The sequence below is a fragment of the Pseudomonas sp. 1 R 17 genome, from assembly GCF_900067035.1.
GTDB classification, from domain to species: Bacteria; Pseudomonadota; Gammaproteobacteria; order Pseudomonadales; family Pseudomonadaceae; genus Aquipseudomonas; species Aquipseudomonas marginalis.
This window is the reverse complement of the sequence record NZ_FKLB01000066.1, coordinates 165,681-190,147: the sequence shown is the minus strand read 5'-3', so window position 1 is coordinate 190,147 and position 24,467 is coordinate 165,681. Positions and strand designations below refer to the sequence as shown.

At 60.6% G+C, this 24,467-nt stretch carries 22 protein-coding genes; 8 read left to right on the top strand and 14 right to left on the bottom strand.

Translation table 11 applies throughout. The annotated features are described in order from the left end of the window. Nucleotides 1–297: 297 nt before the first annotated feature. A complete protein-coding gene (locus BFP99_RS28745; RefSeq protein ID WP_027608418.1) occupies nucleotides 298–963 on the bottom strand; it encodes a fumarylacetoacetate hydrolase family protein in 666 nt (221 codons plus the stop codon). A gap of 22 nt (nucleotides 964–985) precedes the next feature. Then, nucleotides 986–2,380, bottom strand: a complete 1,395-nt coding sequence (locus tag BFP99_RS28740) for an FAD-binding oxidoreductase (RefSeq protein ID WP_065948776.1) — start codon at nucleotides 2,378–2,380, stop codon at nucleotides 986–988. A gap of 366 nt (nucleotides 2,381–2,746) precedes the next feature. Here BFP99_RS28740 and serA point away from each other — a divergent pair, with 366 nt between their 5' ends. Next, the gene (gene serA / locus BFP99_RS28735; RefSeq protein WP_003176761.1) at nucleotides 2,747–3,976 is read left to right on the top strand and encodes a phosphoglycerate dehydrogenase; all 1,230 of its coding nucleotides are present in this window, start codon (nucleotides 2,747–2,749) and stop codon (nucleotides 3,974–3,976) included. A gap of 67 nt (nucleotides 3,977–4,043) precedes the next feature. Here serA and BFP99_RS28730 read toward each other — a convergent pair whose 3' ends face one another. Further along, nucleotides 4,044–4,484 carry a DUF4399 domain-containing protein gene (locus BFP99_RS28730; RefSeq protein WP_027608415.1) on the bottom strand — a complete coding sequence of 147 codons (441 nt, stop codon included), beginning with the start codon at nucleotides 4,482–4,484 and terminating at the stop codon, nucleotides 4,044–4,046. Between the two features lie 134 nt (nucleotides 4,485–4,618). Here BFP99_RS28730 and BFP99_RS28725 point away from each other — a divergent pair, with 134 nt between their 5' ends. Continuing rightward, nucleotides 4,619–5,143, top strand: coding sequence for a transporter substrate-binding domain-containing protein (locus BFP99_RS28725; protein WP_051429424.1), 525 nt, complete (start codon nucleotides 4,619–4,621; stop codon nucleotides 5,141–5,143). On the opposite strand, the gene BFP99_RS28720 is transcribed toward BFP99_RS28725, so the two are convergent. Together BFP99_RS28720 and BFP99_RS28715 are read right to left on the bottom strand one after the other, a co-directional pair. After that, the gene (locus tag BFP99_RS28720; protein WP_027608414.1) at nucleotides 5,094–5,576 is read right to left on the bottom strand and encodes a DUF523 domain-containing protein; all 483 of its coding nucleotides are present in this window, start codon (nucleotides 5,574–5,576) and stop codon (nucleotides 5,094–5,096) included. The two genes, BFP99_RS28725 and BFP99_RS28720, sit on opposite strands and share 50 nt — an antisense overlap. A 2-nt stretch (nucleotides 5,577–5,578) precedes the next feature. Next, entirely contained in the window at nucleotides 5,579–6,211 is a 633-nt protein-coding gene (locus tag BFP99_RS28715; RefSeq protein ID WP_065924356.1) for a 2OG-Fe(II) oxygenase, read from the bottom strand. Nucleotides 6,212–6,342: 131 nt separating this feature from the next. Here BFP99_RS28715 and BFP99_RS28710 point away from each other — a divergent pair, with 131 nt between their 5' ends. Next, nucleotides 6,343–7,095 carry a DUF2059 domain-containing protein gene (locus BFP99_RS28710; RefSeq protein WP_027608412.1) on the top strand — a complete coding sequence of 251 codons (753 nt, stop codon included), beginning with the start codon at nucleotides 6,343–6,345 and terminating at the stop codon, nucleotides 7,093–7,095. 40 nt (nucleotides 7,096–7,135) lie between these two features. On the opposite strand, the gene BFP99_RS28705 is transcribed toward BFP99_RS28710, so the two are convergent. Continuing rightward, entirely contained in the window at nucleotides 7,136–8,077 is a 942-nt protein-coding gene (locus tag BFP99_RS28705; RefSeq protein WP_065948775.1) for an alpha/beta hydrolase, read from the bottom strand. A gap of 99 nt (nucleotides 8,078–8,176) precedes the next feature. On the opposite strand from BFP99_RS28705, the gene BFP99_RS28700 reads away from it, so the two are divergent. After that, nucleotides 8,177–8,752: a DUF6436 domain-containing protein gene (locus tag BFP99_RS28700; protein WP_065948774.1), complete on the top strand. Its 576-nt coding sequence runs from the start codon at nucleotides 8,177–8,179 to the stop codon at nucleotides 8,750–8,752. Nucleotides 8,753–8,783: 31 nt separating this feature from the next. Further along, entirely contained in the window at nucleotides 8,784–11,138 is a 2,355-nt protein-coding gene (locus tag BFP99_RS28695) for a penicillin acylase family protein (RefSeq protein WP_065948773.1), read from the top strand. 33 nt (nucleotides 11,139–11,171) lie between these two features. Here the strand turns inward: BFP99_RS28695 and BFP99_RS28690 are convergent, their stop codons facing one another. Then, nucleotides 11,172–12,137, bottom strand: coding sequence for a GlxA family transcriptional regulator (locus BFP99_RS28690; protein ID WP_065948772.1), 966 nt, complete (start codon nucleotides 12,135–12,137; stop codon nucleotides 11,172–11,174). A gap of 292 nt (nucleotides 12,138–12,429) precedes the next feature. On the opposite strand from BFP99_RS28690, the gene BFP99_RS28685 reads away from it, so the two are divergent. Then, nucleotides 12,430–13,071 carry an HD domain-containing protein gene (locus BFP99_RS28685; RefSeq protein WP_065924361.1) on the top strand — a complete coding sequence of 214 codons (642 nt, stop codon included), beginning with the start codon at nucleotides 12,430–12,432 and terminating at the stop codon, nucleotides 13,069–13,071. A 111-nt stretch (nucleotides 13,072–13,182) separates the two neighbouring features. Here the strand turns inward: BFP99_RS28685 and BFP99_RS28680 are convergent, their stop codons facing one another. The 7 genes from BFP99_RS28680 to BFP99_RS28650 form a co-directional block, all read right to left on the bottom strand. Beyond that, the gene (locus BFP99_RS28680; RefSeq protein ID WP_015886412.1) at nucleotides 13,183–14,067 is read right to left on the bottom strand and encodes an ABC transporter permease subunit; all 885 of its coding nucleotides are present in this window, start codon (nucleotides 14,065–14,067) and stop codon (nucleotides 13,183–13,185) included. Beyond that, the gene (locus BFP99_RS28675; RefSeq protein WP_027608406.1) at nucleotides 14,064–14,984 is read right to left on the bottom strand and encodes an ABC transporter permease subunit; all 921 of its coding nucleotides are present in this window, start codon (nucleotides 14,982–14,984) and stop codon (nucleotides 14,064–14,066) included. The genes BFP99_RS28680 and BFP99_RS28675 overlap by 4 nt, the downstream gene beginning before the upstream one ends. Continuing rightward, the gene (locus tag BFP99_RS28670) at nucleotides 14,981–16,123 is read right to left on the bottom strand and encodes an ABC transporter ATP-binding protein (RefSeq protein WP_027608405.1); all 1,143 of its coding nucleotides are present in this window, start codon (nucleotides 16,121–16,123) and stop codon (nucleotides 14,981–14,983) included. Before BFP99_RS28670 ends, BFP99_RS28675 begins: the two co-directional genes overlap by 4 nt. A gap of 66 nt (nucleotides 16,124–16,189) precedes the next feature. Further along, nucleotides 16,190–17,284: a polyamine ABC transporter substrate-binding protein gene (locus BFP99_RS28665; RefSeq protein WP_027608404.1), complete on the bottom strand. Its 1,095-nt coding sequence runs from the start codon at nucleotides 17,282–17,284 to the stop codon at nucleotides 16,190–16,192. A gap of 154 nt (nucleotides 17,285–17,438) precedes the next feature. Next, complete coding sequence (locus BFP99_RS28660) at nucleotides 17,439–18,533, bottom strand: polyamine ABC transporter substrate-binding protein (protein ID WP_065948787.1); 1,095 nt, start codon at nucleotides 18,531–18,533, stop codon at nucleotides 17,439–17,441. A 183-nt stretch (nucleotides 18,534–18,716) separates the two neighbouring features. After that, entirely contained in the window at nucleotides 18,717–20,081 is a 1,365-nt protein-coding gene (locus tag BFP99_RS28655; RefSeq protein ID WP_065924362.1) for an aspartate aminotransferase family protein, read from the bottom strand. Between the two features lie 58 nt (nucleotides 20,082–20,139). Then, entirely contained in the window at nucleotides 20,140–21,498 is a 1,359-nt protein-coding gene (locus tag BFP99_RS28650) for a glutamine synthetase family protein (protein WP_003176780.1), read from the bottom strand. Between the two features lie 597 nt (nucleotides 21,499–22,095). On the opposite strand from BFP99_RS28650, the gene BFP99_RS28645 reads away from it, so the two are divergent. Then, a complete protein-coding gene (locus BFP99_RS28645) occupies nucleotides 22,096–23,472 on the top strand; it encodes a glutamine synthetase family protein (protein ID WP_003213894.1) in 1,377 nt (458 codons plus the stop codon). A 214-nt stretch (nucleotides 23,473–23,686) separates the two neighbouring features. Continuing rightward, the gene (locus BFP99_RS28640; RefSeq protein ID WP_065924363.1) at nucleotides 23,687–24,316 is read left to right on the top strand and encodes a TetR/AcrR family transcriptional regulator; all 630 of its coding nucleotides are present in this window, start codon (nucleotides 23,687–23,689) and stop codon (nucleotides 24,314–24,316) included. Nucleotides 24,317–24,467 lie beyond the last annotated feature (151 nt).

Below are 24,467 nucleotides of genomic sequence, written 5' to 3'. Positions count from 1 at the left end.
AGGATCAATGGACCCGCGCGCAGGAGGCTGAGGATTATCCGGATGGGGTGTGAAAAAAATGCAAAAGCCGATGCACGAGATGGATTCGGACCCAATGTGGAAGGGGGCAAGCCCTAATGCCAGTCAGTTAAGCGTACATCGCCTCCTGTAGGAGCGAGCTTGCTCGCGAAAAACGTCAACGATAACGCGTGCTTCCTGAATGAACGCGGCGCCTGTGAGTTTTTCGCGAGCAAGCTCGCTCCTACAAAAAGCCTTAACTGACTGGCATTAGGGCAAGCCCCCTTCCACATCAGGTGCTTATCGAACGCTGCTTTCGAAGCGGTTTACGCCGGTCAATTCCAACACCAGGTCATCACCCACATTCAATGGGCCCACGCCGGCCGGGGTGCCGGTGAGGATCACGTCGCCGGCCTGCAGCGAGAAGCAGCCGGCCATGTACTGGATCATCGGCACGATCGGGTTGAGCATGCTCGCGCTGTTGCCGTCCTGGCGCACTTCGCCATTGATGGTCAGGCGAATGCCAATATCGGTCACGTCCGCGAAGGTGCTGCCGACCACGAACGGCGCAATCACCGCCGCGCCGTCGAAGGACTTGGCGATTTCCCACGGCAGGCCCTTGGCTTTCAGCTCGGATTGCTTGTCGCGCAGGGTCAGATCCAGGGCCGGGGCGAAACCGGAGATGGCGTCCAGCACCTCTTCACGGCTGGGCTTGTTCGACAGCGGCTTGCCGATCAGCACCGCGATTTCCGCCTCGTAGTGCACCGAACCGCGCTCGGTCGGAATGCTGAAACCGCCTTCCAGCGGCACGACGCAGCTGCCAGGCTTGATGAACAGCAACGGCTCGGTCGGCACCGGGTTGTCCAGTTCCTTGGCATGTTCGGCGTAGTTACGCCCAATACACACCACTTTACCGACAGGAAAGTGGATATTGGTGCCGTCGACATACTTGTGCTGGTAGCTCATGAAACGACTCCTTCGGGGGCGGTTAAACCGCGAAAATCTTGCCAGGGTTCATGATCCCGTTCGGGTCGAACACCGCCTTCACTGCTTTCATGTATTCGATCTCAACCGGCGAACGGCTGTAGGTCAGGTAATCACGCTTGGTCATGCCCACGCCGTGTTCGGCGGAGATCGAGCCGTTGTACTTCTGAACGGTTTCGAACACCCACTTGTTCACCGTGGCGCACTTGGCGAAGAACTCATCCTTGCTCAGGTTTTCCGGCTTGAGGATGTTCAGGTGCAGGTTGCCGTCGCCGATATGGCCGAACCAGACAATTTCGAAGTCCGGGTAGTGTTCGCCGACGATAGCGTCAATTTCCTTCAAGAACGCCGGAACTTTGGAGACTGTGACCGAAATATCGTTCTTGTACGGCGTCCAGTGGGAAATGGTCTCGGAGATGTACTCGCGCAGTTTCCACAGGTTATGCAACTGGGTTTCGCTCTGGCTCATCACGCCGTCCAGCACCCAGCCCTGCTCGACGCAGTGCTCGAAGGTTTCCAGGGCGTGGTTGGCGACTTCTTCGGTGGTGGCTTCGAATTCCAGCAGCGCGTAGAACGGGCACTCGGTTTCGAACGGCGCCGGCACATCGCCACGACCGAGGACTTTGGCCAAGGCCTTGTCGGAGAAGAACTCGAAGGCGGTCAGGTCCAGCTTGCCCTGGAAGGCGTGCAGCACCGGCATGATCGAGTCGAAATCGGTGGTGCCGAGCACCATCGCGGTGAGGTTTTTCGGCGCACGGTCCAGGCGCATGGTGGCTTCGACCACAAAGCCCAGGGTGCCTTCGGCGCCGATAAACAGTTGGCGCATGTCATAGCCGGTGGCGTTCTTGATCAGATCGCGGTTCAGCTCCAGCACATCACCCTTGCCGGTGACGACCTTCATGCCAGCCACCCAGTTGCGGGTCATACCGTAGCGAATGACCTTGATCCCGCCGGCATTGGTGCCGATATTGCCGCCAATCTGGCTGGAACCGGACGACGCGAAGTCCACCGGGTAGTACAGGCCTTTTTCTTCGGCGACGTTCTGCAATTGCTTGGTGACCACGCCCGGCTGGCACACGGCGGTGCGGTCGGTGAGGTTCACGTCGAGGATCTGGTTCATATAATCGAACGAGACGACCACTTCGCCATTGGCCGCCACGGCAGCAGCCGACAGGCCGGTACGACCACCGGATGGCACCAGCGCCACCTTGTGCGCATTGGCCCAACGGACGATGGCCTGCACTTGCTCGGTGGTCTTGGGGAACACGATGGCGGTCGGCGCGGGCGCGAAGTGCTTGGTCCAATCCTTGCCGTAAGCCTCCAGGGAGTCGGCGTCGGTCAGCACTTTGCCGGGCTCAACCAGGGTCTTTAGCTCATCAATCAGGGCAGGATGGGTCATCGACAGAACTCTCGAACAATTCATGGTCATCCTGAGAACGCTTCACGTCGCAGGAATAGGTGTTTAGCGGGGCGCGTATGCTAGCATACCGCCCCCGCAGGACAGAGCCCAAGGGCGTTTCTGCGGTGACGGCTTTCCTGCCGTCCGGGTCAGCTCTGTGCCCTGATTTACCAATACGTTTCTGTTTGACGAGTGGCTGTTGTCGTCAGGCAAGACGCCGCGACGACTCATAGCTGGCTATGGGGAGGAGCGGCAACGCAGCATGACGGCAACAGACGCCGTCAAACGGGAACAGTATTGGTGAATCAGGGCACATCCGGCTATTCGATTCCCTGCCATTTTTCTCCGGGATACAGGTTTACGCAGATGAGCAAGACTTCTCTCGATAAGAGCAAGATCAAGTTCCTTCTTTTGGAAGGCGTCCACCCATCGGCTGTCGACGTTCTGAAAGCTGCCGGGTACACCAGCATTGAGTACATCACCAGTTCTCTGCCGGAAGCCCAGCTCAAGGAAAAGATCGCCGATGCACACTTCATCGGCATTCGCTCCCGCACTCAACTGACCGAAGAGATCTTCGATCACGCCAAGAAACTCGTGGCAGTTGGCTGTTTCTGCATCGGCACCAACCAGGTCGACCTCAATGCAGCGCGCGAGCGCGGCATCGCAGTGTTCAATGCCCCGTACTCCAACACCCGTTCCGTCGCGGAGCTGGTGCTGGCCGAGGCCATCCTGCTGTTGCGCGGTATCCCTGAGAAGAACGCCTCCTGCCACCGTGGCGGCTGGATCAAGAGCGCGGCCAACTCCTTCGAAATCCGGGGCAAGAAGCTGGGTATCGTCGGTTACGGTTCGATCGGCACGCAACTGTCGGTACTGGCCGAAGGCCTGGGCATGCAGGTGTTCTTCTACGACACCCTGACCAAGCTGCCATTGGGCAACGCCACCCAGGTGTCGAGCCTGACCGAACTGCTGGGCATGTCCGACATCGTCACCCTGCACGTTCCGGAAACCGCTGAGACCCAGTGGATGATCGGCGAGAAGGAAATCCGCGCCATCAAGAAAGGCGGCATCCTGATCAACGCTGCACGGGGCACCGTGGTCGAGCTGGACGCCCTGGCCGACGCGATCAAGGACAAGCACCTGATCGGCGCCGCAATCGACGTGTTCCCGGTGGAGCCACGCTCCAACGACGACATCTTCGAAAGCCCGCTGCGTGGCCTGGACAACGTGATCCTGACCCCGCACATCGGCGGCTCCACCGCTGAAGCCCAAGCCAACATCGGCCTGGAAGTGTCGGAGAAGCTGGTCAAGTACAGCGACAACGGTACCTCGGTCTCGTCCGTCAACTTCCCGGAAGTGGCCCTGCCGGCTCACCCTGGCAAGCACCGCCTGCTGCACATCCACCAGAACATCCCTGGGGTGATGATGGAGATCAACAAGGTGTTCGCGGAAAACGGCATCAACATCTCCGGTCAGTTCCTGCAGACCAACGAGAAGGTCGGCTACGTGGTGATCGACGTCGACGCCGAGTACTCGGACCTGGCGCAAGAGAAGCTGCAGCACATCAACGGCACTATCCGTAGCCGCGTGTTGTTCTAACGCTGCACACGCTGCACAAAAAATGGGAGACCCGCAGGGGCCTCCCATTTTTTTGTCTGAACAAATCTTACTTGACGTTAACCGTGATCACTTTCGAGGCTACAGTGGGCTCGAATTGGCGATGCACGTTGTCGCCTGCGACCAGTTGCAGGGTGTGCTTGCCTGGAGCCAGGGTCAGTTCGGTTTCAGTCTGCGCCTTACCGAAGTGAATCGACGTGGCGGTGGCTGGGATGGCCTCATCAGCCTTCAGCGACTGTACATCCTGGTCTACCAGCAGATGATGGTGGCCGGCGTTTGGTACTTGCTTGTCGATCGGCTCAAGGTCCAGGCCCTTGACGCCGAATTTGACGGTGAAGGTTTTGTCGACGGTCGCGCCATCCTTGGGCGAGACGATAAACACCTCAGCCCCCTTGGGCGCGGGGGTACGCGGAACATCGGCGGCATTCGCCAACATCGAGGCACCCAGCAGCAGGCTGGCAATGGTTGCACGGGACAATAGGGCTTTCATTCGCTTCTCCAGTTTTTCCATGAAATCTGTAGGGTTCTGACAACTTCGCGACAAATTGCTGTCCAAGGCACTCACCACCATAGCAAAGCGATGCTGAACGGCGCCTCGCACATTCGAATTCTTTAGGAGTGACCATGCGCTTTTCGCCTGGCCTGTTACTGTTGCTGCCCCTTCTGAGCCCCCTGGCTCATGCCGAACTGATCGACGATGTAAACGATCGCGGCGAACTCCGCATCGCCCTTGAAGCCAACACACCACCGTACAATTTCAAGGAAGGCGACAAACTCACCGGCTTTGAAGTCGAGCTGGGTGAATTGCTGGCAAAGGAAATGGACGTGCGCCCCTCGTTTATCACCACCGACGATGCCGACATGCTGCCGGGGGTCTCAACCGGCAAATACGATGTGGCCATCAACCATGTCGCTATGACTGCCGAGCTTAAGGATCAGTTCGATTTCAGCGAGGCTTATCACGACAAGCCTGAACTGGCGATCCCGTTCCAGAAGGGCAACCCGGCCTTCAAGACCAGCCTGGACGGGGCGTTGAAGCGGGTGAAGGACGATGGCCGATTAAAGGCACTGTCCCAGAAGTGGTTCGAGGACCAGGCCCCTACAGGCGCGCCAACGCCAGTGCCGCCGCAGGCAACTCCAGCTCACTGAACACCTGCACGCCATGGCGCTTGAGCAGCGCCGCCGTGACACCTTCGCCACTGACCTTGACACCGGTGAAAGTGCCGTCATAAGTCAGCAGGTTGCCGCAGGACGGGCTATTGGCCTTGAGAATGGCGATGCGGATGTGATGGCGCTGCACCAACGCCAAGGCTTGCCGGGCGCCGTCGAGGAAGGCGGCGCTGAAGTCTTCGCCCTCGGCCGTCAACACTTGGGCGCGGCCTTCCCACACATCGATGCCCTGCCCACCTGGAATCTCGGCAGAGGGCCTGGGCGTCGGCAGACCGCCCGACACTTCCGGGCAGATCGCAACCACGCGCCCTTCAGCCTGCCACGCCGCCAGTTGATCGAACGGCCCGCTGGCCCCACCGTCGTAGCGCACCTTGTGGCCAAGCAGGCAGCGGCTGATCAGAATCTTTTGCATGGTTAGAACGGCTCGTTGCCGCGCCGACGAAACCAGCCGGTGAGAGACAGGCGCTCGCGCGTAGCCGGCATGACTTCGTGGGGCACTTCGCCCGACAGGAACACCACCAGGCATCCACCGCTGGGCACCACGTCGTATTCGACGCCGTCCTTGAGGTACATACGCAACTGGCCACCGTGCTCGGGCAACCAGGCGTCGTTCAAGTAGATCACCGCCGAAACCATGCGCCGATCATCGTCGCGGAACCGGTCCAGGTGCCTGAGGTAAAACGCGCCGGGGGGATACATCGCGAAGTGGCTTTCGAAATCCTCAAGGCCGAGGAACAAACCACGGTTCATCGCCAGGCGCAGCGTGTCCATCAACGCCATATAGCTGTCACAGACCGCCGCGTCGCCCTCCTCCAGCCACTGGATATGGTCGCCGCGAATACCCTCGCGAATCTCCTGGGCCGGCCCGCGCCCCACTGCCGCCGGGGCCAGTTCACCCTCGGCCGCACGTTTACGGCACTCAGCCGCCAGTTCCAGGGTCAGAGCCTGGGGCAGGAAGCCGTTCTGCTGCGACCAGCCTTTTTCGGCCAGGTCATCGACGATGCGTTGCAGCAGGGGGTGATCGAGGGGTATTTGCATGGCGCGCATAGTATCCATACGCCTGTGAATCCGACAGAGCCGCCGAGCGTCTGAATACACTTTAGTCAGCTGACTGATAGGACTTCTCGACAAATCCTACGCCCGACACGGACAATAGTGGCCGACTGACAGGAGTCCATATGCGTCGTTTGTTTTTTTCCTTGCTGATGTTCTGCGTTTTGCCCGCCTGGGCAGACGGCCATGACCAGTTGTACAAGGTCGCCGGCTGGGCCGAACAACGTGCGCATTTCAATGACGCCCTCAGTGCTGCCCAGCAACGCTACCGTAACAGCCTGCCGCCGGCGGTGTACCAGGCGCTGGTGGACAACAGCAACAAGCGCTTTGCCGCCCAGGCCATGGACCAGCGCGCCGAAGCCCAGTTACGCAAGCACCTGGCGGACCCTGCGCCGGCCCTGGCGTTTTTCCAATCGCCCCTGGGCCGCAAGGTCGTTGCGGCCGAGTTGCTGGCCACGCGCCGCGACCAGTTGGCAAAAAACGCCCAAGGCCTGCCGCACATCGAGGCTGACGCCACTCGCAGCCTGATCATCGGCCACCTGGCCCAGGCCTTGCCCGCCCGCGAAGCCGGGGCGGAAGTGAGCCTGGCGATCGCCGGCGTGGCCGCCGACAGCTTGAGCCAGATGATCCCCGGCCTGCTGGGTGGCGGCCAGGCCCAAGGCATGCTGAATGGCCAGCGTGAGCGGCTGATGCAACAGATTGGCAATGACCTGAACAACACTCTGCTCTACGTCTATCGGGATTTGTCCGACCCGGAGCTGGAAGAGTTCGCGACGTTTGCGGAGTCACCGGAAGGTAAGGCGTATTACCAGGCGGCGCTGGCGGCGATTCGCGCAGGTCTGGCAGTCGGCCAGAGCACTTCAAGCCTGACGCAGTAATAAAATGTGGGGGCTTGCCCCCTCCCACATTTGGACTGCGTTATTTCAGATGGTCCGTCAAATACCGGAAGTACTCTTCGCGAATCTCAGGAATCTCATTCGCCAAGTGATGCCGGCCGCGCGGCAGCATCAACACCTCGGGCTGGTCGAACTTGCCCCGCAGCACCTGCAAGTTGTGCTGCCAATCCACCGTCATGTCTTCCTCACCCTGCACAATCACCGGCCGCCGAGGGCTGCGCGGGGCGGCTTCGATGCGTTTGATCCAGCGCGCCAGGGCACCTACCCAGGCGGTGGGCAGTTGGCGGGGTTGCAGCGGGTCGGCTTCCAGGAACGGCTTGAACGCCGGGTCGTGAGTGTTCTCGCTGAAACGCCGGGCGATGCCTTTGACGAACGGGCGCAGCAGGTAATAGCTGACCTGTGACCATCCCCACGCGCGCGGCCGCACCAGCGGTGAGAGCAGGAAGGTCTTGCCCTGGGCGGGGCTGTCGGCCCCCCGGTTGAGCAAGTGATCCACCACCACCGCGCCGCCGGTGCTTTGCCCGAACAAGTGCCAGGGCTGCGGCAATTGCAGCGCTTGGGCCTGGGCGAACAGTGCCTGCACCACATCCTGGTACACGGCAAAATCATCGATGCTGGCGCGCGCGCCGCTGGATAAGCCATGGCCCGGCAAATCGCAGGCGATTACCACAAAGCCCTGGTCCAGGGCCCAGTCCACCACATGGCGATACAGGCCCATATGGTCGTAGAAGCCGTGGAACATAAACATCGTCGCCGCCGGCACGGGCGGCCACCACACCTGGGCGACCACCTCGAACCCAGCCACCTCGAAACGCCCCAGCCGACTCACTGTCGGCACGTTGCGTGCACTCAGGTCCAGTCCGTAGAAACGCTGGTAGACCCGTGCTTCGGCTGAAAGCGGTTGCGCATCCACCAGGGGCCGCAGGCTTTCGCGAAGGTGATCAGGGTCAAAGGTCACAGGCATAAAGGCTTCCAGACTTGCGGCGAAGATGAATATCGAGCTGCGATATTCATCTGTCAGGACAAGCATGGCAAGCTACGCGACCTGCGAGGATAGATCCGAATGCGACAGCCTTACCGTAACGCCCTGTTCGCCAGCCTGATCCTGATCATCTGCGCCGGTGTGCTGTGGGCGGCGTATGACTGGTTCCAGGGCCGCTACCTGCGCGCCTTCAGCGAACACACCGCGGTATTCTCCGGCGACGCCCTGCGCCTGCCCGCCGAACTCGCAGGCCCCGGGCCGATCCGCCTGGTGCACTTCTGGGATCCGGCTTGCCCCTGCAACGTCGGCAACCAGCAGCACCTGGGCGAGTTGATCGAGCAATACGCGCCCCAGGGCGTCGAGTTCTATGCCCTGCAAAAAGCCGGCAGCCACGGCCAGTTGCCCGACAACCTGCGCCAGATGAAAACCCTCACCGCCCTCCCTGGCGCCGACCAGGTGCCGGCCAGCCCGGCCGTGGGCATCTGGGACCGCACCGGCAAGCTCGCATATTTCGGGCCCTACAGCGAAGGGCTGACGTGCAATTCCAATAACAGTTTTATCGAGCCGATCCTGAAAGCCCTTGAAGCCGGCCGAGCGGTGAATGCCACGCACACCCTGGCGGTGGGCTGCTATTGTTCGTGGTCGAAAGATGAGTAGCCCGCCACCCCACTCTTGGTAAGGAATGTTCATGAAGCGCGTCCTGCAGGTTCTTGCGGTTCTGCTGGTGCTGATCGGCCTCGGTGCGGGCTGGTACGTCTACAGCAAGCAACCCACCCGCCAGGGCACGGTTGAACTGGCCAACCTGCAAGGCTCGGTCACCGTGCGCTACGACGACCGTGGCGTGCCGCATATTCGCGCCGAGAACGAGACCGACCTGTATCGCGCCCTGGGCTACGTGCATGCCCAGGACCGCCTGTTCCAGATGGAGATCATGCGCCGCCTGGCCCGTGGCGAACTGGCCGAGGTGCTCGGACCGAAGCTGCTGGAGACCGACAAGTTGTTCCGCAGCCTGCGCATTCGTGACCGCGCCGCCACCTACGTGGCCCAGCAGGACCATGAGTCGGCGCACTGGAAGGCCCTGCAAGCCTATCTGGACGGGATCAACCAGTATCAGGACAGCCACGCCCGCCCGATGGAGTTCGACGTACTGGGCATCCCCAGGCGCGCGTTTACCGCCGAGGACACCATCAGCGTCGCCGGGTACATGGCCTACAGCTTTGCCGCTGCGTTTCGTACCGAGCCCTTGCTGACTTACGTCCGCGACCAACTGGGCAGCGACTACCTGAACGTCTTCGACCTCGACTGGCAACCCAAGGGCGCCCTCAACCTGGCCGACAGTGACTGGAAAACCCTCGGCGCCCTCGCCGCCCTGAGCGAGCAGGCGTTGGCCGACAACGGCTTGCCGCAATTCGAGGGCAGCAACGCCTGGGCCATCAGTGGCAGTCGCACCAAGAGCGGCAAACCGCTGCTGGCGGGTGACCCGCATATTCGCTTCTCGGTGCCGTCGGTGTGGTACGAGGCGCAGCTGTCGGCGCCGGGCTTCGAGCTGTATGGCTATCACAACGCGCTGGTACCCGTGGCGTTCCTGGGGCACAACCTGGATTTCGGCTGGAGCCTGACCATGTTCCAGAACGACGACCTCGACCTGATCGCCGAAAAGGTCAACCCGGACAACGCCAACCAGGTCTGGTACCACGGCCAGTGGGTCGACATGACCCGCAGCGAGCAACAGATCGCCGTAAAAGGCCAGGCACCGGTCAGCCTCACCCTGCGCCAGTCACCCCACGGCCCGATCGTCAATGACGTGCTCGGCGACAACGGCGGCAAGACGCCGATTGCCATGTGGTGGGCGTTCCTCGACACCCAGAACCCGATCCTCGAAGGTTTCTACCAGCTCAACCGCGCCGACACGTTGGCCAAGGCCCGTACGGCGGCGTCCAAAGTGTCGGCACCGGGGCTGAATATCGTGTGGGCCAATGCCAGGGGCGATATCGGCTGGTGGGCGGCGGCACAGTTGCCGATTCGCCCGGCAGGTGCCAACCCAGGGTTTATCCTCGACGGCAGCACCGCCGAGGCCGACAAGCTGGGCTTCTACCCCTTCAGCGCCAACCCCCAGGAAGAAAACCCGGCGCGTGGCTATGTGGTCTCGGCCAATGCCCAGCCGGCGTCGCCCACCGGCATGGAAATCCCCGGCTATTACAACCTCGCCGACCGGGGCCAGCAGTTGAACGCGCAGTTGAGCGACAAGAGCGTGAAGTGGGATGTGACCAACAGCCAGGCCCTGCAACTGGGCACCACCACCGCCTTCGGCCCGCGCCTGCTGGCGCCGCTGTTGCCGGTGCTGCGCGAGGTGGTCACAGACCCGGCGCAGTTGAAGCTGGTGGAACAGCTTGCCGGCTGGAAGGGTGACTACCCGCTGGATTCCACCAGCGCCACGCTGTTCAACCAGTTCCTGTTCAACCTCGCCGACGCGGCCTTCCACCCGAAGCTGGGTGACGGGATGTTCAAGACCCTACTCACCACCCGCGTAATCGACGCCGCCCTGCCCCGCCTGGCTGCCGACCCGGCCTCGCCCTGGTGGGACGGCAAGCGCGCCGACACCGTCAAGCGGGCCTGGGACAACAGCCTCGCGCACCTCAAGGCCACCTTCGGCGATGACCCGACGCAATGGCAGTGGGGCAAGGCTCATACCCTGACCCACGGTCATCCGCTGGGCTCACAGAAACCCTTGGACCTGATCGTCAACGTCGGCCCGTTCCCGGCACCCGGCACTCACGAAGTGCCGAATAACCAATCTGCCAATATCGGCCCGGCACCATGGCCGGTGACCTACGGCCCCTCCACCCGCCGCCTGATCGACTTCGCTGACGTGGCACACGCCCTCACCATCAATCCGGTGGGGCAAAGCGGCGTGCCGTTCGACAAGCACTATGGCGACCAGGCCGAGACCTATATCGAAGGGGGTTATGAGCAGGCGCATTTCAGTGATGAGGAAGTCACGGCCAATACCCGCAGCACGCTGAAACTGCTGCCGGCGCGATAGCCCCTTGGAAATCGGTCAACCTGTGGAAGGGGCTTAGACCGGTGCCGCAAAATTGAGCCGGAACTGTTGCGGCGTCACGCCCAGCCGGCGGTTGAACACGCTGCGCATGTGCTGGGCATCGCGAAACCCGCATTGATAGGCCACGGTTTTCAGCGGCGCATGCGTGCTTTCGAGCATCACCCGCGCCGCATCCACCCGCGCCCGTTCGACAAACTCCGCTGGCGTAATCCTCGCCTCACGGGCAAACACCCGGGAGAAGTTGCGCGCGCTCATGTTGGCGGCCTTGGCCAGGTCGGCGATGGTCAGGTCACCCGTCAGGTTCGCCAATACGTATAACTGCACCAGCGCCACCGCCGAGGTGGTTTCGGCGTGGGGCGTGAGGAACGGGCTGAACTGCGACTGCCCACCCGAGCGCTGGGTGAACACCACCAGGCGCTTGGCCACGCTCAACGCCACTTCCGGGCCGTGGTCCTGGGCCAGCAGGTACAGCGACAGGTCGATGCCTGCCGTGACGCCCGCCGAGGTGTAGAGATTGCCATCCTGTACGTAGAGGCGGTCGGCTTCGATCTGGGCCGAGGGGCACAGACGCGCCAGGTCGGCGGCGTCGTTCCAATGGGTGGTGACGGTTTTTCCGTCCAGCAATCCGGCGCGCGCCAGCATGAAGGCCCCGTTGCAGATTGAGCCAAACCGTCGCGCCCGGGCGGTGGCGCCACGCAGCCAATCATCGAACGGAGCGCCGAAGTCCTCGAAGGGTAACTGCGGGCCGCCCGCGACCAGCAGCAGGTCATAGGCCTGCAGGGCTTCGCTGTAATGATTATGGGCCTGGAGTGACAGGCCATTGGAAGCCGCCATCGTGCCGTGGCCTAAACCTATCACTTCCAACTGGTAATGATCTTCGGGCACCAGAAAGCGGTTGGCCTCGTAGAACACGTCCATGGGACCGGTCACATCCAGTGACTGGACGCCGGGGAAGATCAGGATCGCGACGGTCTTGTGCATGCTCACAGACACCTTTTTCTAGCGGAATAAAATGCAAACCCTGTGGGAGGGGGTTTGCTCCCGATGGCGCTGTATCAGTCAGCAGATGCAGTGCCTGGTACTCAGCAATCGGGAGCAAGCCCCCTCCCACACTGGGATTTTCGCAGGCTTCCAGAGTGATATCGCCCGCTACACCCTAGTCGATTTCTGCTTGGCACGATGTGTCGGCACATTGGCCGGGATCGCGCCCTCACCGCGATGTTCGCTGCACCGACCAGCGACCAAACTGACTGCTTTCCAGAGGAGAACCACCATGACCACCACCATCGCCGGTATCAAGATCCCGGACAGCGCCCTGGCCAAAGCCACCACCGACTACATCCGCGACATCGAATCCGACCTGCTCTACCACCACTCCCGCCGGGTGTTCCTGTTCGGCGCATTGAGCGGTGAGCGCAAGCAACTGGCCTACAACCCGGAGCTGCTCTACGTCGGCGCCATGTTCCATGACCTGGGCCTGGTGGCAGGCCATCGCAGTGATGACCAGCGCTTCGAAGTGGACGGCGCCAACGCCGCCGCGGCCTTCCTCAAGCCTTACGGGCTGAGCGACGACGATATCGAACAGGTGTGGCTGTCCATCGCCCTGCACACCACGCCGGGCGTGCCGCAACACCTGCGCCCGACCGTGGCACTGGTGACCGCCGGTGTGGAAATGGACGTGCTGGGCATGGACTACGCCGCGTTCAGCAGCGTGCAGCGCGAAGCCGTGGTGCATGCGCATCCACGCGGTGAAGGGTTCAAGGAGTGCATCATCTGCGCGTTTGCCGACGGCTTGCGCCATCGCCCGCAGACCACGTTCGGCAACGTGAAGACCGATGTGCTGGTGGATCAGGAACCGGGGTTCAAGCCAATGAATTTTGTCGAGGTGATTCGCAAGTCGCCGTGGTTGGCGTAGCGGAGTTGAAATGCGATCAAATGTGGGAAGGGCTTGCCCCCGATAGCTGAGTGTCAGTCACTGCATCTATTGACTGACCCACCGCCATCGGGAGCAAGCCCCCTCCCACATTTAGACCGGCGCTGGAGCCCGACGCTTGTCCGGCTGCTGCCAGCCATCGGCGGCGGCTTCTTCAATCGCCTGCTGGATGGCCTTCTTGCGCATCTCTTCGGCACGCCGGCTGAAGAACCACACCAGGAAGGTCACCAGCGACACTGCCAGCAGAATCAGGCTCGCCACGGCGTTGATCTCGGGTTTAACCCCCAGGCGTACCGCCGAGAACACTTCCATCGGTAAGGTGGTCGAACCCGGTCCCGAGACGAAGCTGGCCAGTACCAGGTCATCCAGGGACAGTGCGAACGACATCATGCCGCCCGCCGCCAGCGACGGCGCGATCATCGGGATGGTGATCAGGAAGAACACCTTCCACGGCCGTGCACCCAGGTCCATCGCCGCTTCTTCGATCGACAGGTCCAGCTCACGCAGGCGCGCCGATACCACCACCGCCACATAAGCGGCACAGAACGTGGTGTGGGCGATCCAGATGGTGACGATGCCACGCTCCTGGGGCCAGCCGATCATCTGCGCCATGGCCACGAACAGCAGCAGCAGCGACAGACCGGTGATCACTTCCGGCATCACCAACGGCGCGGTCACCAGGCCGCCGAAAAGCGTGCGGCCCTTGAACTGGCTGATGCGCGTCAGCACAAACGCCGCCAACGTACCCAGCGCCACGGCGGCCACCGCCGTGTAGCAGGCGATTTCCAGGGAACGTGCCACCGAGCCCATCAACTGGGTGTTGTCCAGCAGGCCCACGTACCACTTGATCGACCAACCGCCCCACACCGTCACCAGCTTGGATTCGTTGAACGAGTAGATCACCAGGATCAGCATCGGCAGGTAGATGAACAACAACCCCGCCACCAGCATGAAGCTTGAGAAACTGACGCGCTTCATATCTTGCCCTCCATCTCTTTGGCTTGGCTGCGGTTAAACAGAATGATGGGCACGATCAGGATCGCCAGCATCACCACCGCCAGGGCAGACGCCACCGGCCAGTCACGGTTGTTGAAGAATTCTTGCCACAACACTTTACCGATCATCAGGGTTTCCGGGCCGCCGAGCAGTTCCGGGATCACGAACTCGCCCACCACCGGGATAAACACCAGCATGCAGCCGGCGATGATGCCGTTCTTGGACAGCGGCACGGTGATTTTCCAGAAGCTGTTGAAGGTGCTCGAACCCAGGTCCGATGCGGCTTCCAGCAGGCTCTGGTCATGCTTCACCAGGTTGGCGTACAGCGGCAGGATCATGAACGGCAGGTACGAATAGACCACGCCGATATACACCGCGATGTTGGTGTTGAGGATCTGCAGCGGTTCGTTGATCAGCCCCATGGACATCAGGAAGCCATTGAGCAGGCCGTTGTTGCTGAGGATGCCCATCCACGCATACACGCGGATCAGGATCGCGGTCCAGGTCGGCATCATGATCAGCAGCACCAGCACGGTCTGCATCTCTTTGCGCGCGGTGGCAATGGCATAGGCCATCGGATAGCCGATCAGCAGGCACAACAGTGTGCTGAAGAACGCCATCTTCAGCGAGCCCAGGTAAGCCGCGATGTACAGCTCATCACCTGCCAGCAAACTGTAGTTGGCCAGGTTCAGCACCACCTGCAGCTTCTGCTCGACGTAGGTGTAGATCTCGGTGTACGGCGGGATCGCCACGTCGGCTTCGGCGAAGCTGATTTTCAGGACGATGAAAAACGGCAGGGCGAAAAACAGGAACAGCCACAGGAACGGAATCCCGATGACCACCTGCTTGCCGCTGGGGACGATGCGGTGCAAGCGCCGCTTGAGCTTCTTCATGTTCATGTGCGCAGTACCACGCCGCTATCGTCTTCCCACCACACGTACACCTGGTCACCCCAGGTTGGGCGCTGGCCACGGCGTTCGGCGTTGGCGACGAAGGACTGCACCAGCTTGCCGCTTGGCAGCTCGACGTAGAACACCGAGTGGCCGCCCAGGTAGGCGATGTCGTGCACCTTGCCGCTGGACCAGTTGTGTTCGCAGGTCGGCATTTCGGTGGTGACCAGCAGTTTTTCCGGGCGGATGGCGTAGGTCACCGACTTGTCTTCCACCGAGGTGGCGATGCCGTAGCCCACGTAGATGTCACGGTCCAGGTCCGGGCACTTGAGCACCGCGTGACCTTCGGCGTCATCCACCACCTGGGTGTCGAAGATGTTGACGTTACCGATGAATTCGCACACCAGGCGGCTGGTCGGCGTCTCGTAGATGTCGATCGGGCTGCCGATCTGGGCGATCCAGCCCAGGTGCATGATCGCGATGCGCTCGGCCATGGTCATGGCCTCTTCCTGGTCGTGCGTCACCATCACGCAGGTCACGCCGACGCGCTCGATGATCTCCACCAGTTCCAGTTGCATCTGCGAACGCAGCTTCTTGTCGAGGGCGCCCATGGGCTCATCGAGCAGCAGCAGTTTCGGGCGCTTGGCCAGGGAGCGGGCCAGCGCCACCCGCTGACGCTGGCCACCGGACAACTGGTGCGGCTTGCGCTTGGCGTACTGGCTCATCTGGACCAGCTTGAGCATTTCGGCCACGCGGGCATCGACTTCGGCCTTGGGGATCTTGTCCTGTTGCAGGCCGAACGCAATGTTCTGCGCCACGGTCATGTGTGGGAACAAGGCGTAGGACTGGAACATCATGTTGATCGGCCGCTCGTAGGGCGGCATATCGGTGATGTCCACGCCGTCGAGGTAAATCCGACCTTCTGTCGGGCGCTCGAAGCCTGCGAGCATGCGCAGCAGGGTGGACTTGCCCGAACCCGAACCGCCGAGCAAGGCGAAGATCTCGCCTTTCTTGATTTCCAGGGACACATCGTCCACGGCAATCGTCTCGTCGAACTTCTTCGTGACCCGGTCGATTTTGACCAGCACCTTTTTCGGTGTCTGGTCGCCCTCGAGGGCTTTCTTATAGGCGCCGGAGGCAACTGCCATTTACGAAACTCCCAAAAAAAAGAGTGCAGTTCGCCCGAGGCGGGCGAACCTTGGATAGTTTGAGCCTTACTTGCCCGTCTTGACCTTGGTCCAACTACGGGTCATTAAACGTTGCACTTTCGGGGGTAGCTCGAAGTTGACGAATGTCCGGTCGAGAACCGCCTGCGGTGGGTAAACCGCTTCGTCGGTGCGTATCGATTGCTCCATCAGTTTGTCCGCCCCTGGGTTAGGGTTGGCGTAACCGACGGTGTCACTGACCTGGGCGATCACCTCAGATTGCAGTAAATAGTTGATGAAGGCGTGGGCTTCCTTGATGTTGGTGGCGTCCTTGGGAATCGCCAGCACGTCAAACCACAGGTTGCCGCCTTCCTTCGGAATTGCGTAGGCGATGTTCACGCCTTTGCCCGCTTCGCTTGCGCGAGCCTTGGCCTGGAACACGTCGCCGGAGAACCCGGCGGCCACGCAGATGTTGCCGTTGGCCAGGTCCGAGATGTATTTGGAAGAATGGAAATAGGTCACGTAGGGCCGCACTTTGAGCAGCTTTTCCTCCGCCTTCTTGTAGTCTTCAGGGTTGGTGCTGTTAGGGTCCAGGCCCATGTAGTTGAGCACCGCCGGCAGCATTTCATCCGCCGAGTCCATGAACGACACACCACAGGTGGCCAGCTTCTTCATGTTTTCCGGTTCGAACAGCACGGCCCAGGAGTCGATCTTGTCGACACCCAGCACTTCCTTCACTTTGTCGACGTTGTAACCGATGCCGTTGGTACCCCACAGGTACGGCACGGCGTACTGGTTACCCGGGTCGTTCTTCTCCAGGCGCTTGAGCAGCACAGGGTCCAGGTTGGCGTAATGAGTCAGCAGCGACTTATCGAGTTTCTGGAACGCCCCGGCCTTGATCTGCTTGCCGAGGAAGTGGTTGGACGGCACTACCACGTCATAGCCGGTACGCCCGGCCAGTAACTTGCCTTCCAGGGTTTCGTTGGAATCAAACACGTCATACACGGGTTTGATGCCGGTGGCCTTTTCGAAGTTGGCCAGGGTGTCGGGACCGATGTAATCCGACCAGTTATAAATATGCACGGTCGGTGCGGCCTGCACGCTGACAGCCAGCGTGAGACCTGCACCTACCAGCAAGGCTTGGCGAAACAAAGAAATTGGCAAGTGGAGGTCCTCTTAAATAGTTGGGCCCAAAGTTGTTGCCCGGCAACAAAACCGGCGCGCAACTTACCCTCGATAAACCGATCCGGCAAAACTTTCTGTCATTTATTTGTTTCATTAACCACCGCGGGGCGCGCGGTGGTTAATGAAGGCCGGTTTATTTACCGGATTTGATCTTGGTCCAGCTGCGTGTCATTTCACGCTGGGTGGCAGCCGGCAAGTCCGCAATGGCGTAGAGCTTGGCTTGCACATCCGCTGGCGGGTAGATGCCCGGGTCATTGGTGATGTCTTTGTCGACCAGTGCGGTGGCCTTCTCGTTACCGTTCGGGAAACGCACGCTGTTGGTGATCGAAGCCATGACTTCCGGCTTGAGCAGGTAGTTCATGAACTTATAAGCGGCGTCGACGTTTTCGGCATCTTTAGGGATGGCGACCATGTCGAAGAAGCTACCGGCACCTTCTTTCGGAATGTCGTAGGCCACCTTGACCTTGCCACCGGCTTCAGCCGCACGGGACTTGGCCTGCTGGATGTCACCCGAGTAACCCACGGCTACGCAGATGTTGCCGTTGGCCAGGTCGGAGATGTACTTGGACGAGTGGAAGTAGCCAATCGAAGGACGGATTTTCAGGAACAGGTCTTCGGCTTGCTTGAGGTCGGCCTTCTTCTGGCTGTCGGTTGGCAGGCCCAGGTAATGCAGCGCGATCGGCAGCATTTCGGTCGGCGAGTCGAGGAAGCTCACGCCGCAGCTTTTGAGCTTGGCGATGTTTTCAGGCTTGAGCAGCACGTCCCACGAATCGATCTTGTCCACGCCCAGCGCGGCCTTGACCTTGTCCGGGTTGTAGCCGATGCCGATCGAACCCCACATGTACGGGAAAGCGTGCTTGTTGTCCGGGTCGCTGACCGACACGGCTTTAAGCAGGGAGGTGTTCAGGTTGCCGTAGTTGGGCAGCTTGGACTTGTCCAGCTCCTGGTAGACACCGGCCTTGATCTGCTTGGCGAGGAAGTTGTTCGACGGTACGACGATGTCGTAGCCGGACTTGCCTGCCAGCAACTTGGCTTCGAGTGTCTCGTTGCTGTCAAAAACGTCGTACACCACTTTAATGCCCGACTCTTTTTCAAAGTTGGCGATGGTGTCCGGTGCAATGTAGTCGGACCAGTTGTAGACGTGCAGCACTTTATCGTCGGCCTGGACCGCGCCCGCCATTGCGCCCATCAGGGACAAGGCAAGGAGGGTCTTGCCAGCGTTCTTCAAACCTAATGCCTTCATTTGGTGATGCTCCAATTTTTTCTTTTTTGGGCCACGTTCTTTTTTCGTTTCGCGGCCCTTGCAGAGGGCAACAAAACAGGGCGACAGTCTGGCAAGTTCAGGGGCCGGCTTTCAACCAAAGCCCCCACATTTATAACTGCCCGGTGCGCTGCGCACTGAGCCTAGCACTTAGCCCTGCAATGCCGCCAAAGTCAGGTCCAGGCAATGACGAGCCTTGGTCACCAGCTCGTCGATTTCAGCCTTGCTGATCACCAGAGGCGGCGAAATGATCATGGTGTCGCCCACGGCGCGCATGATCAGGCCATTCTCGAAGCAGAAGGTTCGGCAGATCATGCCGACACCACGGCCCTCGTAACGCTTGCGCGTCGCCTTGTCCTGAACCAGCTCAATTGCACCGAGCATGCCGACACCGCGCACCTCACCCACCAACGGGTGATCCGCCAGCTCCCGCAGACGTTTCTGCAAATACGGTGCCGTTTCGTCGTGGACGCGGTTAACGATTGTTTCATCGCGCATGATGCGGATGTTTTCCAGGGCCACGGCCGCGGCCACCGGGTGACCGGAGTAGGTGAAACCGTGGTTGAAATCACCGCCTTCGTTGAGCACGGCCACCACGTCGTCGCGCACGATCAGGCCACCCATGGGGATGTAGCCCGAGGTCAGGCCCTTGGCGATGGTCATCATGTGGGGCTTGAGGTCGTAGAAATCGCTACCGAACCACTCACCGGTACGGCCGAAACCGCAAATCACTTCGTCGGCCACAAACAGGATGTCGTACTTGGCGAGGATTTCCTTGATGCGCGGCCAGTAGCTGTCCGGCGGCACGATCACGCCACCGGCGCCCTGGATCGGCTCGGCAATAAAGGCACCGACGTTGTCCACACCCAGTTCCAGGATCTTCTCTTCCAGTTGGTTGGCGGCCCAGACCCCGAACTCTTCGGGGCTCATGTCGCCGCCTTCGCCGAACCAGTACGGCTGGGCGATATGGACGATGCCCGGGATCGGCAAGTCGCCCTGTTCATGCATATAGGTCATGCCGCCCAGGCTGGCGCCAGCCACGGTGGAGCCGTGGTAGCCATTCTTGCGGCTGATGATGGTTTTCTTGTTCGGCTGGCCCTTGATCGCCCAATAGTGGCGGACCATGCGCAACATAGTGTCGTTGCCTTCGGAGCCGGAGCCGGTGAAGAACACGTGGTTCATGCCGGCAGGCGCGATGTCGGAAATCGCCTTGGCCAGCTCCAGCACCGGCGGGTGAGCGGTCTGGAAGAACAGGTTGTAGTACGGCAGTTCTTTCATCTGCCTGGCGGCGGCGTCGGCCAGTTCATCGCGACCGTAACCGATCGCCACGCACCACAGGCCGGCCATGCCGTCGAGGATCTTGTTGCCTTCGCTGTCCCACAGGTAAACGCCGTGGGCTTTGGTGATGATCCGTGGGCCTTTCTCTTTCAATTGCTTGAAGTCGCTGAACGGCGCCAGGTGGTGATCACTGCTCAAGGCTTGCCATTCACGGGTTTGCGGGTTGTTGCTGGACATACCAATCTCCTAGACTTTTCAGTGAGGGGCGCGCCGTGTGACGGGCGCGCCCGGCGCATCAGACGGCGAAGAGCAGGAATTCCCGCTCCCACGAACTGATCACGCGCTTGAAGTTTTCATGCTCGGCCCGCTTGACCGCGACATACCCTGTGATGAATTTCTGACCCAGGTATTTTTCGATGGTCTTGCTGTTTTCCATGCGTTCCAGGGCGTCTTCAATTGTCAACGGCAGGCGCAGGTTGCGGCGCTCGTAACCACGACCCACTACCGGGGCGCTGGGGTTATGGCCTTCGACCATGCCGATGTAGCCACACAGCAGGCTGGCGGCAATCGCCAGGTACGGGTTGGCGTCGGCGCCCGGCAGGCGGTTTTCCACGCGACGGTTCTGCGGGCCGGCATCCGGTACGCGCAGGCCGACGGTGCGGTTTTCTTCGCCCCACTCCACGTTCACCGGCGCCGAGGTGTCGGGCAGGAAGCGGCGGAACGAGTTCACGTTGGGGGCAAACAGCGGCAGCAACTCAGGGATGAACTTCTGCAGGCCGCCAATGTGGTTGAGGAACAGCTGGCTCATGGTCCCGTCTTCATTGGAGAAGACGTTCTTGCCGGTGGCGATGTCGATGATGCTCTGGTGCAGGTGCATGGCGCTGCCGGGCTCGCCGGTCATCGGCTTGGCCATGAAGGTGGCCGCCACGTCGTGCTTGAGCGCGGCTTCACGCATGGTGCGCTTGAATACCAGGATCTGGTCGGCCAGGGACAGGGCATCGCCGTGACGGAAGTTGATTTCCATCTGGGCCGTGCCGTCTTCATGGATCAGGGTGTCGAGGTCCAGCTCCTGCAGCTCGCACCAGTCGTAGACGTCTTCGAACAGCGGGTCGAATTCGTTGGCGGCTTCTATAGAGAAGGATTGGCGGCCGGTCTCCGGGCGCCCGGACCGACCGATCGGCGGTTGCAGCGGGAAGTCCGGGTCTTCGCAGCGTTTGGTCAGGTAGAACTCCATCTCCGGCGCCACGATGGGCTGCCAGCCTTTGTCGGCGTAGAGCTTGAGGACTTTCTTGAGCACGTTGCGCGGCGACAGCTCGATCGGGTTGCCTTGCTTGTCGTAGGTGTCGTGGATCACCTGGGCGGTCGGCTCGATGGCCCAGGGCACCAGGAACACCGCGTTCTGGTCGGGGCGGCAGATCATGTCGATGTCTGCCGGGTCGAGCAATTCGTAATAGATGTCGTCTTCGACATAGTCGCCGGTCACGGTCTGCAACAGAACGCTCTCGGGCAGGCGCATGCCTTTTTCGGCGATGAACTTGTTGGTCGGCGAGATCTTGCCCCGGGTGATACCGGTCAGGTCGCCAATCATGCATTCGACTTCTGTGATCTTGTGGTCTTTCAACCAATCGGTGAGCTGGTCGAGGTTGTTACTCATAAATGCCTCTGGGCTGGGTTTCCTGGCATCCATTAAAGGCCAGGCGTTGGTTGACGCAGCATCCGCGTCGTTTTTTCGTTCAGGGTAGGAGCTTACCTGCCATTTGCTGCAGCGTTGCATTCCTCAAGCCAAAGTCGTGCAGAATCATGAGCGGCCGCGCAGAGGGGAGCCGGTCAGTGACAGTCGAGGAGGCAAAAAAGAGAGCGGATGGGCCGTCAAGAATATTGGCCGGTGCGTGGGCATTCACGCGGGACGAACGGACTGCGGACAAAGCCTGGCTGAAGCAGGCTGAGACGCCGATTGGCGGCAGGCGAGACATGAAGCACCCCGGTATTATTGCTGTTATGGGTTTGAATCGAGCTTAGCCTTGTTCATTTTTTTACACAACACCCCCGTAAAAAATACAACACGGCCCGCTCAAGCCTGCGAGTCCCAAGCCGGTCAAACCGAAAAAACCGCCCCAAAAAGCCCCAAAAGTGCGGTCACGGCGCTTTTTTAGGGCAAAAAAGGCCTCGCTTGACTTCGGCATGCCGTTCGGGTTGACTGAAACCAGAAAAGATCAATGATTGATATTTTTAACAACAAAGGTGTTGCATCATGTCGGTACCCCCGCGTGCCGTTCAGCTTAACGAAGCGAACGCGTTCCTTAAGGATCATCCTGAGGTTCTGTACGTAGACCTTCTAATTGCGGATATGAATGGTGTGGTGCGCGGTAAGCGCATCGAACGCACCAGCCTCCACAAGGTTTACGAGAAGGGCATTAACCTGCCTGCCTCTTTATTTGCCCTGGATATCAATGGCTCGACGGTGGAAAGCACCGGCCTGGGCCTGGACATCGGTGATGCTGACCGAATCTGTTATCCGATCCCTGACACCCTGTGCAATGAACCTTGGCAAAAGCGCCCTACCGCGCAATTGCTGATGACCATGCACGAACTTGAAGGTGAACCTTTCTTCGCCGATCCGCGCGAAGTGCTCCGCCAAGTTGTAAGCAAGTTTGACGACCTCGGTCTGACCATCTGCGCCGCCTTCGAGCTTGAGTTCTACCTGATCGACCAGGAGAACGTGAACGGCCGCCCACAACCGCCCCGCTCGCCGATCTCCGGCAAACGCCCGCACTCGACACAGGTTTACCTGATCGACGACCTCGACGAATACGTCGACTGCCTCCAGGACATCCTGGAAGGTGCCAAAGAGCAAGGCATCCCGGCCGACGCCATCGTCAAGGAAAGTGCCCCGGCGCAGTTCGAAGTGAACCTGCACCACGTGGCCGACCCGATCAAGGCCTGCGACTACGCAGTGTTGCTCAAGCGCCTGATCAAGAACATCGCCTACGACCATGAGATGGACACCACCTTCATGGCCAAGCCTTACCCAGGCCAGGCAGGCAACGGTTTGCACGTACACATCTCGATCCTGGACAAGGACGGCAAGAACATCTTTGCCAGCGAGGATCCCGAGCAGAACGCCGCATTGCGTCACGCGATCGGCGGTGTGCTCGAGACCCTACCCGCCCAAATGGCGTTCCTGTGCCCTAACGTCAACTCCTACCGTCGTTTCGGCGCACAGTTCTACGTGCCGAACTCGCCGTGCTGGGGCCTGGACAACCGCACCGTGGCGATTCGCGTACCGACCGGCTCGTCCGACGCCGTACGTATCGAACACCGTGTGGCCGGTGCCGACGCCAACCCTTACCTGCTGATGGCTTCGGTCCTGGCAGGCGTGCACCACGGCCTGACCAACAAGATCGAACCGGGCGCACCCGTGGAAGGCAACAGCTACGAGCAGAACGAACAGAGCCTGCCGAACAACCTGCGCGATGCCCTGCGCGAGTTGGACGACAGCGAGGTGATGGCCAAGTACATCGATCCTAAATACATCGATATCTTCGTCGCCTGTAAGGAAAGTGAGCTGGAAGAGTTCGAACACTCCATCTCCGACCTTGAGTACAACTGGTACCTGCATACCGTTTAACCGGCGGCTGCATTAAATGTGGTGAGCGGGCTTGTCCCGCGCTGGGTGGCGAAGCCGCCCTAAAACCAGACGCCGCATTCTGCCTGTCAGAATGCGGCGTTTTTATTGGGGCCGCTTCGCAGCCCAGCGCGGGGCAAGCCCGCTCACCACAACAAGCGGTATGGATCATCCCCAGGCTCTGCGTACAATGCCCGCTGCCTTGTAGGAGACTTCCATGCCCACCCGCCCCGCCGCCCCTCGCAAACCCCGCGCCCGCAGCCAGGCACGGATCGACGCGATTCTCGATGCCGCCCGCACCTTGCTGGCCGCCGAAGGCGTGGCGAGTTTGTCGATCTACAGCGTGGCCGAGCGCGCGCAGATTCCGCCGTCGTCGGTGTATCACTTTTTCGCCAGTGTGCCGGCGCTGCTGGAGGCACTGACCGCCGATATACATGCAGCCTTCCGCTGCGCCATCCAGGCCCCCATCGAGCATGATTCACTCAAGCATTGGCGCGACCTGTCCTACATCGTCGAACAGCGCATGCTGACCATCTACAGCAACGACGCCGCCGCGCGCCAGTTGATCCTGGCCCAGCACGGGCTGACCGAAGTGACCCAGGCGGACCGCCAGCATGATCTGGAGTTGGGGGATTTGATGCTGGAGGTGTTCGACCGCCACTTTGAAGTGCCGAGCTTGCCAACCGATGTGGATGTGTTTGCGCTGGCGTTGGAATTGAGTGATCGCGTGTATGCGCGTTCGGTGCATCAGCATGGGCTGATTACGCCGCGTATGGCGGAGGAAGGGATGCGGGTTTTTGATGCGTATGTGGGGCTGTATTTGCCGGCGTATCTGCCTAAGCGCTGAATCCTGGGTTGGCTGGGCCGACCTCATCGGGGCATGGGTATCTACACAACTTCCAGCGAATACGGAATCTATGGCAATTAGGCTTCTGTGGTGAGCGGGCTTGTCGAATCGTCGCACCGCCCGCGCTGGGTTGCGAAGCAGCCCCAAAACC

Coding starts and splice junctions, on each gene's coding strand:
- BFP99_RS28745 (WP_027608418.1), bottom strand. CDS start 963: ATGAGCTACCAGCACAAGTATGTCGACGGCACCAATATCCACTTTCCT.
- BFP99_RS28740 (WP_065948776.1), bottom strand. CDS start 2,380: ATGACCCATCCTGCCCTGATTGATGAGCTAAAGACCCTGGTTGAGCCC.
- serA (WP_003176761.1), top strand. CDS start 2,747: ATGAGCAAGACTTCTCTCGATAAGAGCAAGATCAAGTTCCTTCTTTTG.
- BFP99_RS28730 (WP_027608415.1), bottom strand. CDS start 4,484: ATGAAAGCCCTATTGTCCCGTGCAACCATTGCCAGCCTGCTGCTGGGT.
- BFP99_RS28725 (WP_051429424.1), top strand. CDS start 4,619: ATGCGCTTTTCGCCTGGCCTGTTACTGTTGCTGCCCCTTCTGAGCCCC.
- BFP99_RS28720 (WP_027608414.1), bottom strand. CDS start 5,576: ATGCAAAAGATTCTGATCAGCCGCTGCCTGCTTGGCCACAAGGTGCGC.
- BFP99_RS28715 (WP_065924356.1), bottom strand. CDS start 6,211: ATGCGCGCCATGCAAATACCCCTCGATCACCCCCTGCTGCAACGCATC.
- BFP99_RS28710 (WP_027608412.1), top strand. CDS start 6,343: ATGCGTCGTTTGTTTTTTTCCTTGCTGATGTTCTGCGTTTTGCCCGCC.
- BFP99_RS28705 (WP_065948775.1), bottom strand. CDS start 8,077: ATGCCTGTGACCTTTGACCCTGATCACCTTCGCGAAAGCCTGCGGCCC.
- BFP99_RS28700 (WP_065948774.1), top strand. CDS start 8,177: ATGCGACAGCCTTACCGTAACGCCCTGTTCGCCAGCCTGATCCTGATC.
- BFP99_RS28695 (WP_065948773.1), top strand. CDS start 8,784: ATGAAGCGCGTCCTGCAGGTTCTTGCGGTTCTGCTGGTGCTGATCGGC.
- BFP99_RS28690 (WP_065948772.1), bottom strand. CDS start 12,137: ATGCACAAGACCGTCGCGATCCTGATCTTCCCCGGCGTCCAGTCACTG.
- BFP99_RS28685 (WP_065924361.1), top strand. CDS start 12,430: ATGACCACCACCATCGCCGGTATCAAGATCCCGGACAGCGCCCTGGCC.
- BFP99_RS28680 (WP_015886412.1), bottom strand. CDS start 14,067: ATGAAGCGCGTCAGTTTCTCAAGCTTCATGCTGGTGGCGGGGTTGTTG.
- BFP99_RS28675 (WP_027608406.1), bottom strand. CDS start 14,984: ATGAACATGAAGAAGCTCAAGCGGCGCTTGCACCGCATCGTCCCCAGC.
- BFP99_RS28670 (WP_027608405.1), bottom strand. CDS start 16,123: ATGGCAGTTGCCTCCGGCGCCTATAAGAAAGCCCTCGAGGGCGACCAG.
- BFP99_RS28655 (WP_065924362.1), bottom strand. CDS start 20,081: ATGTCCAGCAACAACCCGCAAACCCGTGAATGGCAAGCCTTGAGCAGT.
- BFP99_RS28650 (WP_003176780.1), bottom strand. CDS start 21,498: ATGAGTAACAACCTCGACCAGCTCACCGATTGGTTGAAAGACCACAAG.
- BFP99_RS28645 (WP_003213894.1), top strand. CDS start 22,096: ATGTCGGTACCCCCGCGTGCCGTTCAGCTTAACGAAGCGAACGCGTTC.
- BFP99_RS28640 (WP_065924363.1), top strand. CDS start 23,687: ATGCCCACCCGCCCCGCCGCCCCTCGCAAACCCCGCGCCCGCAGCCAG.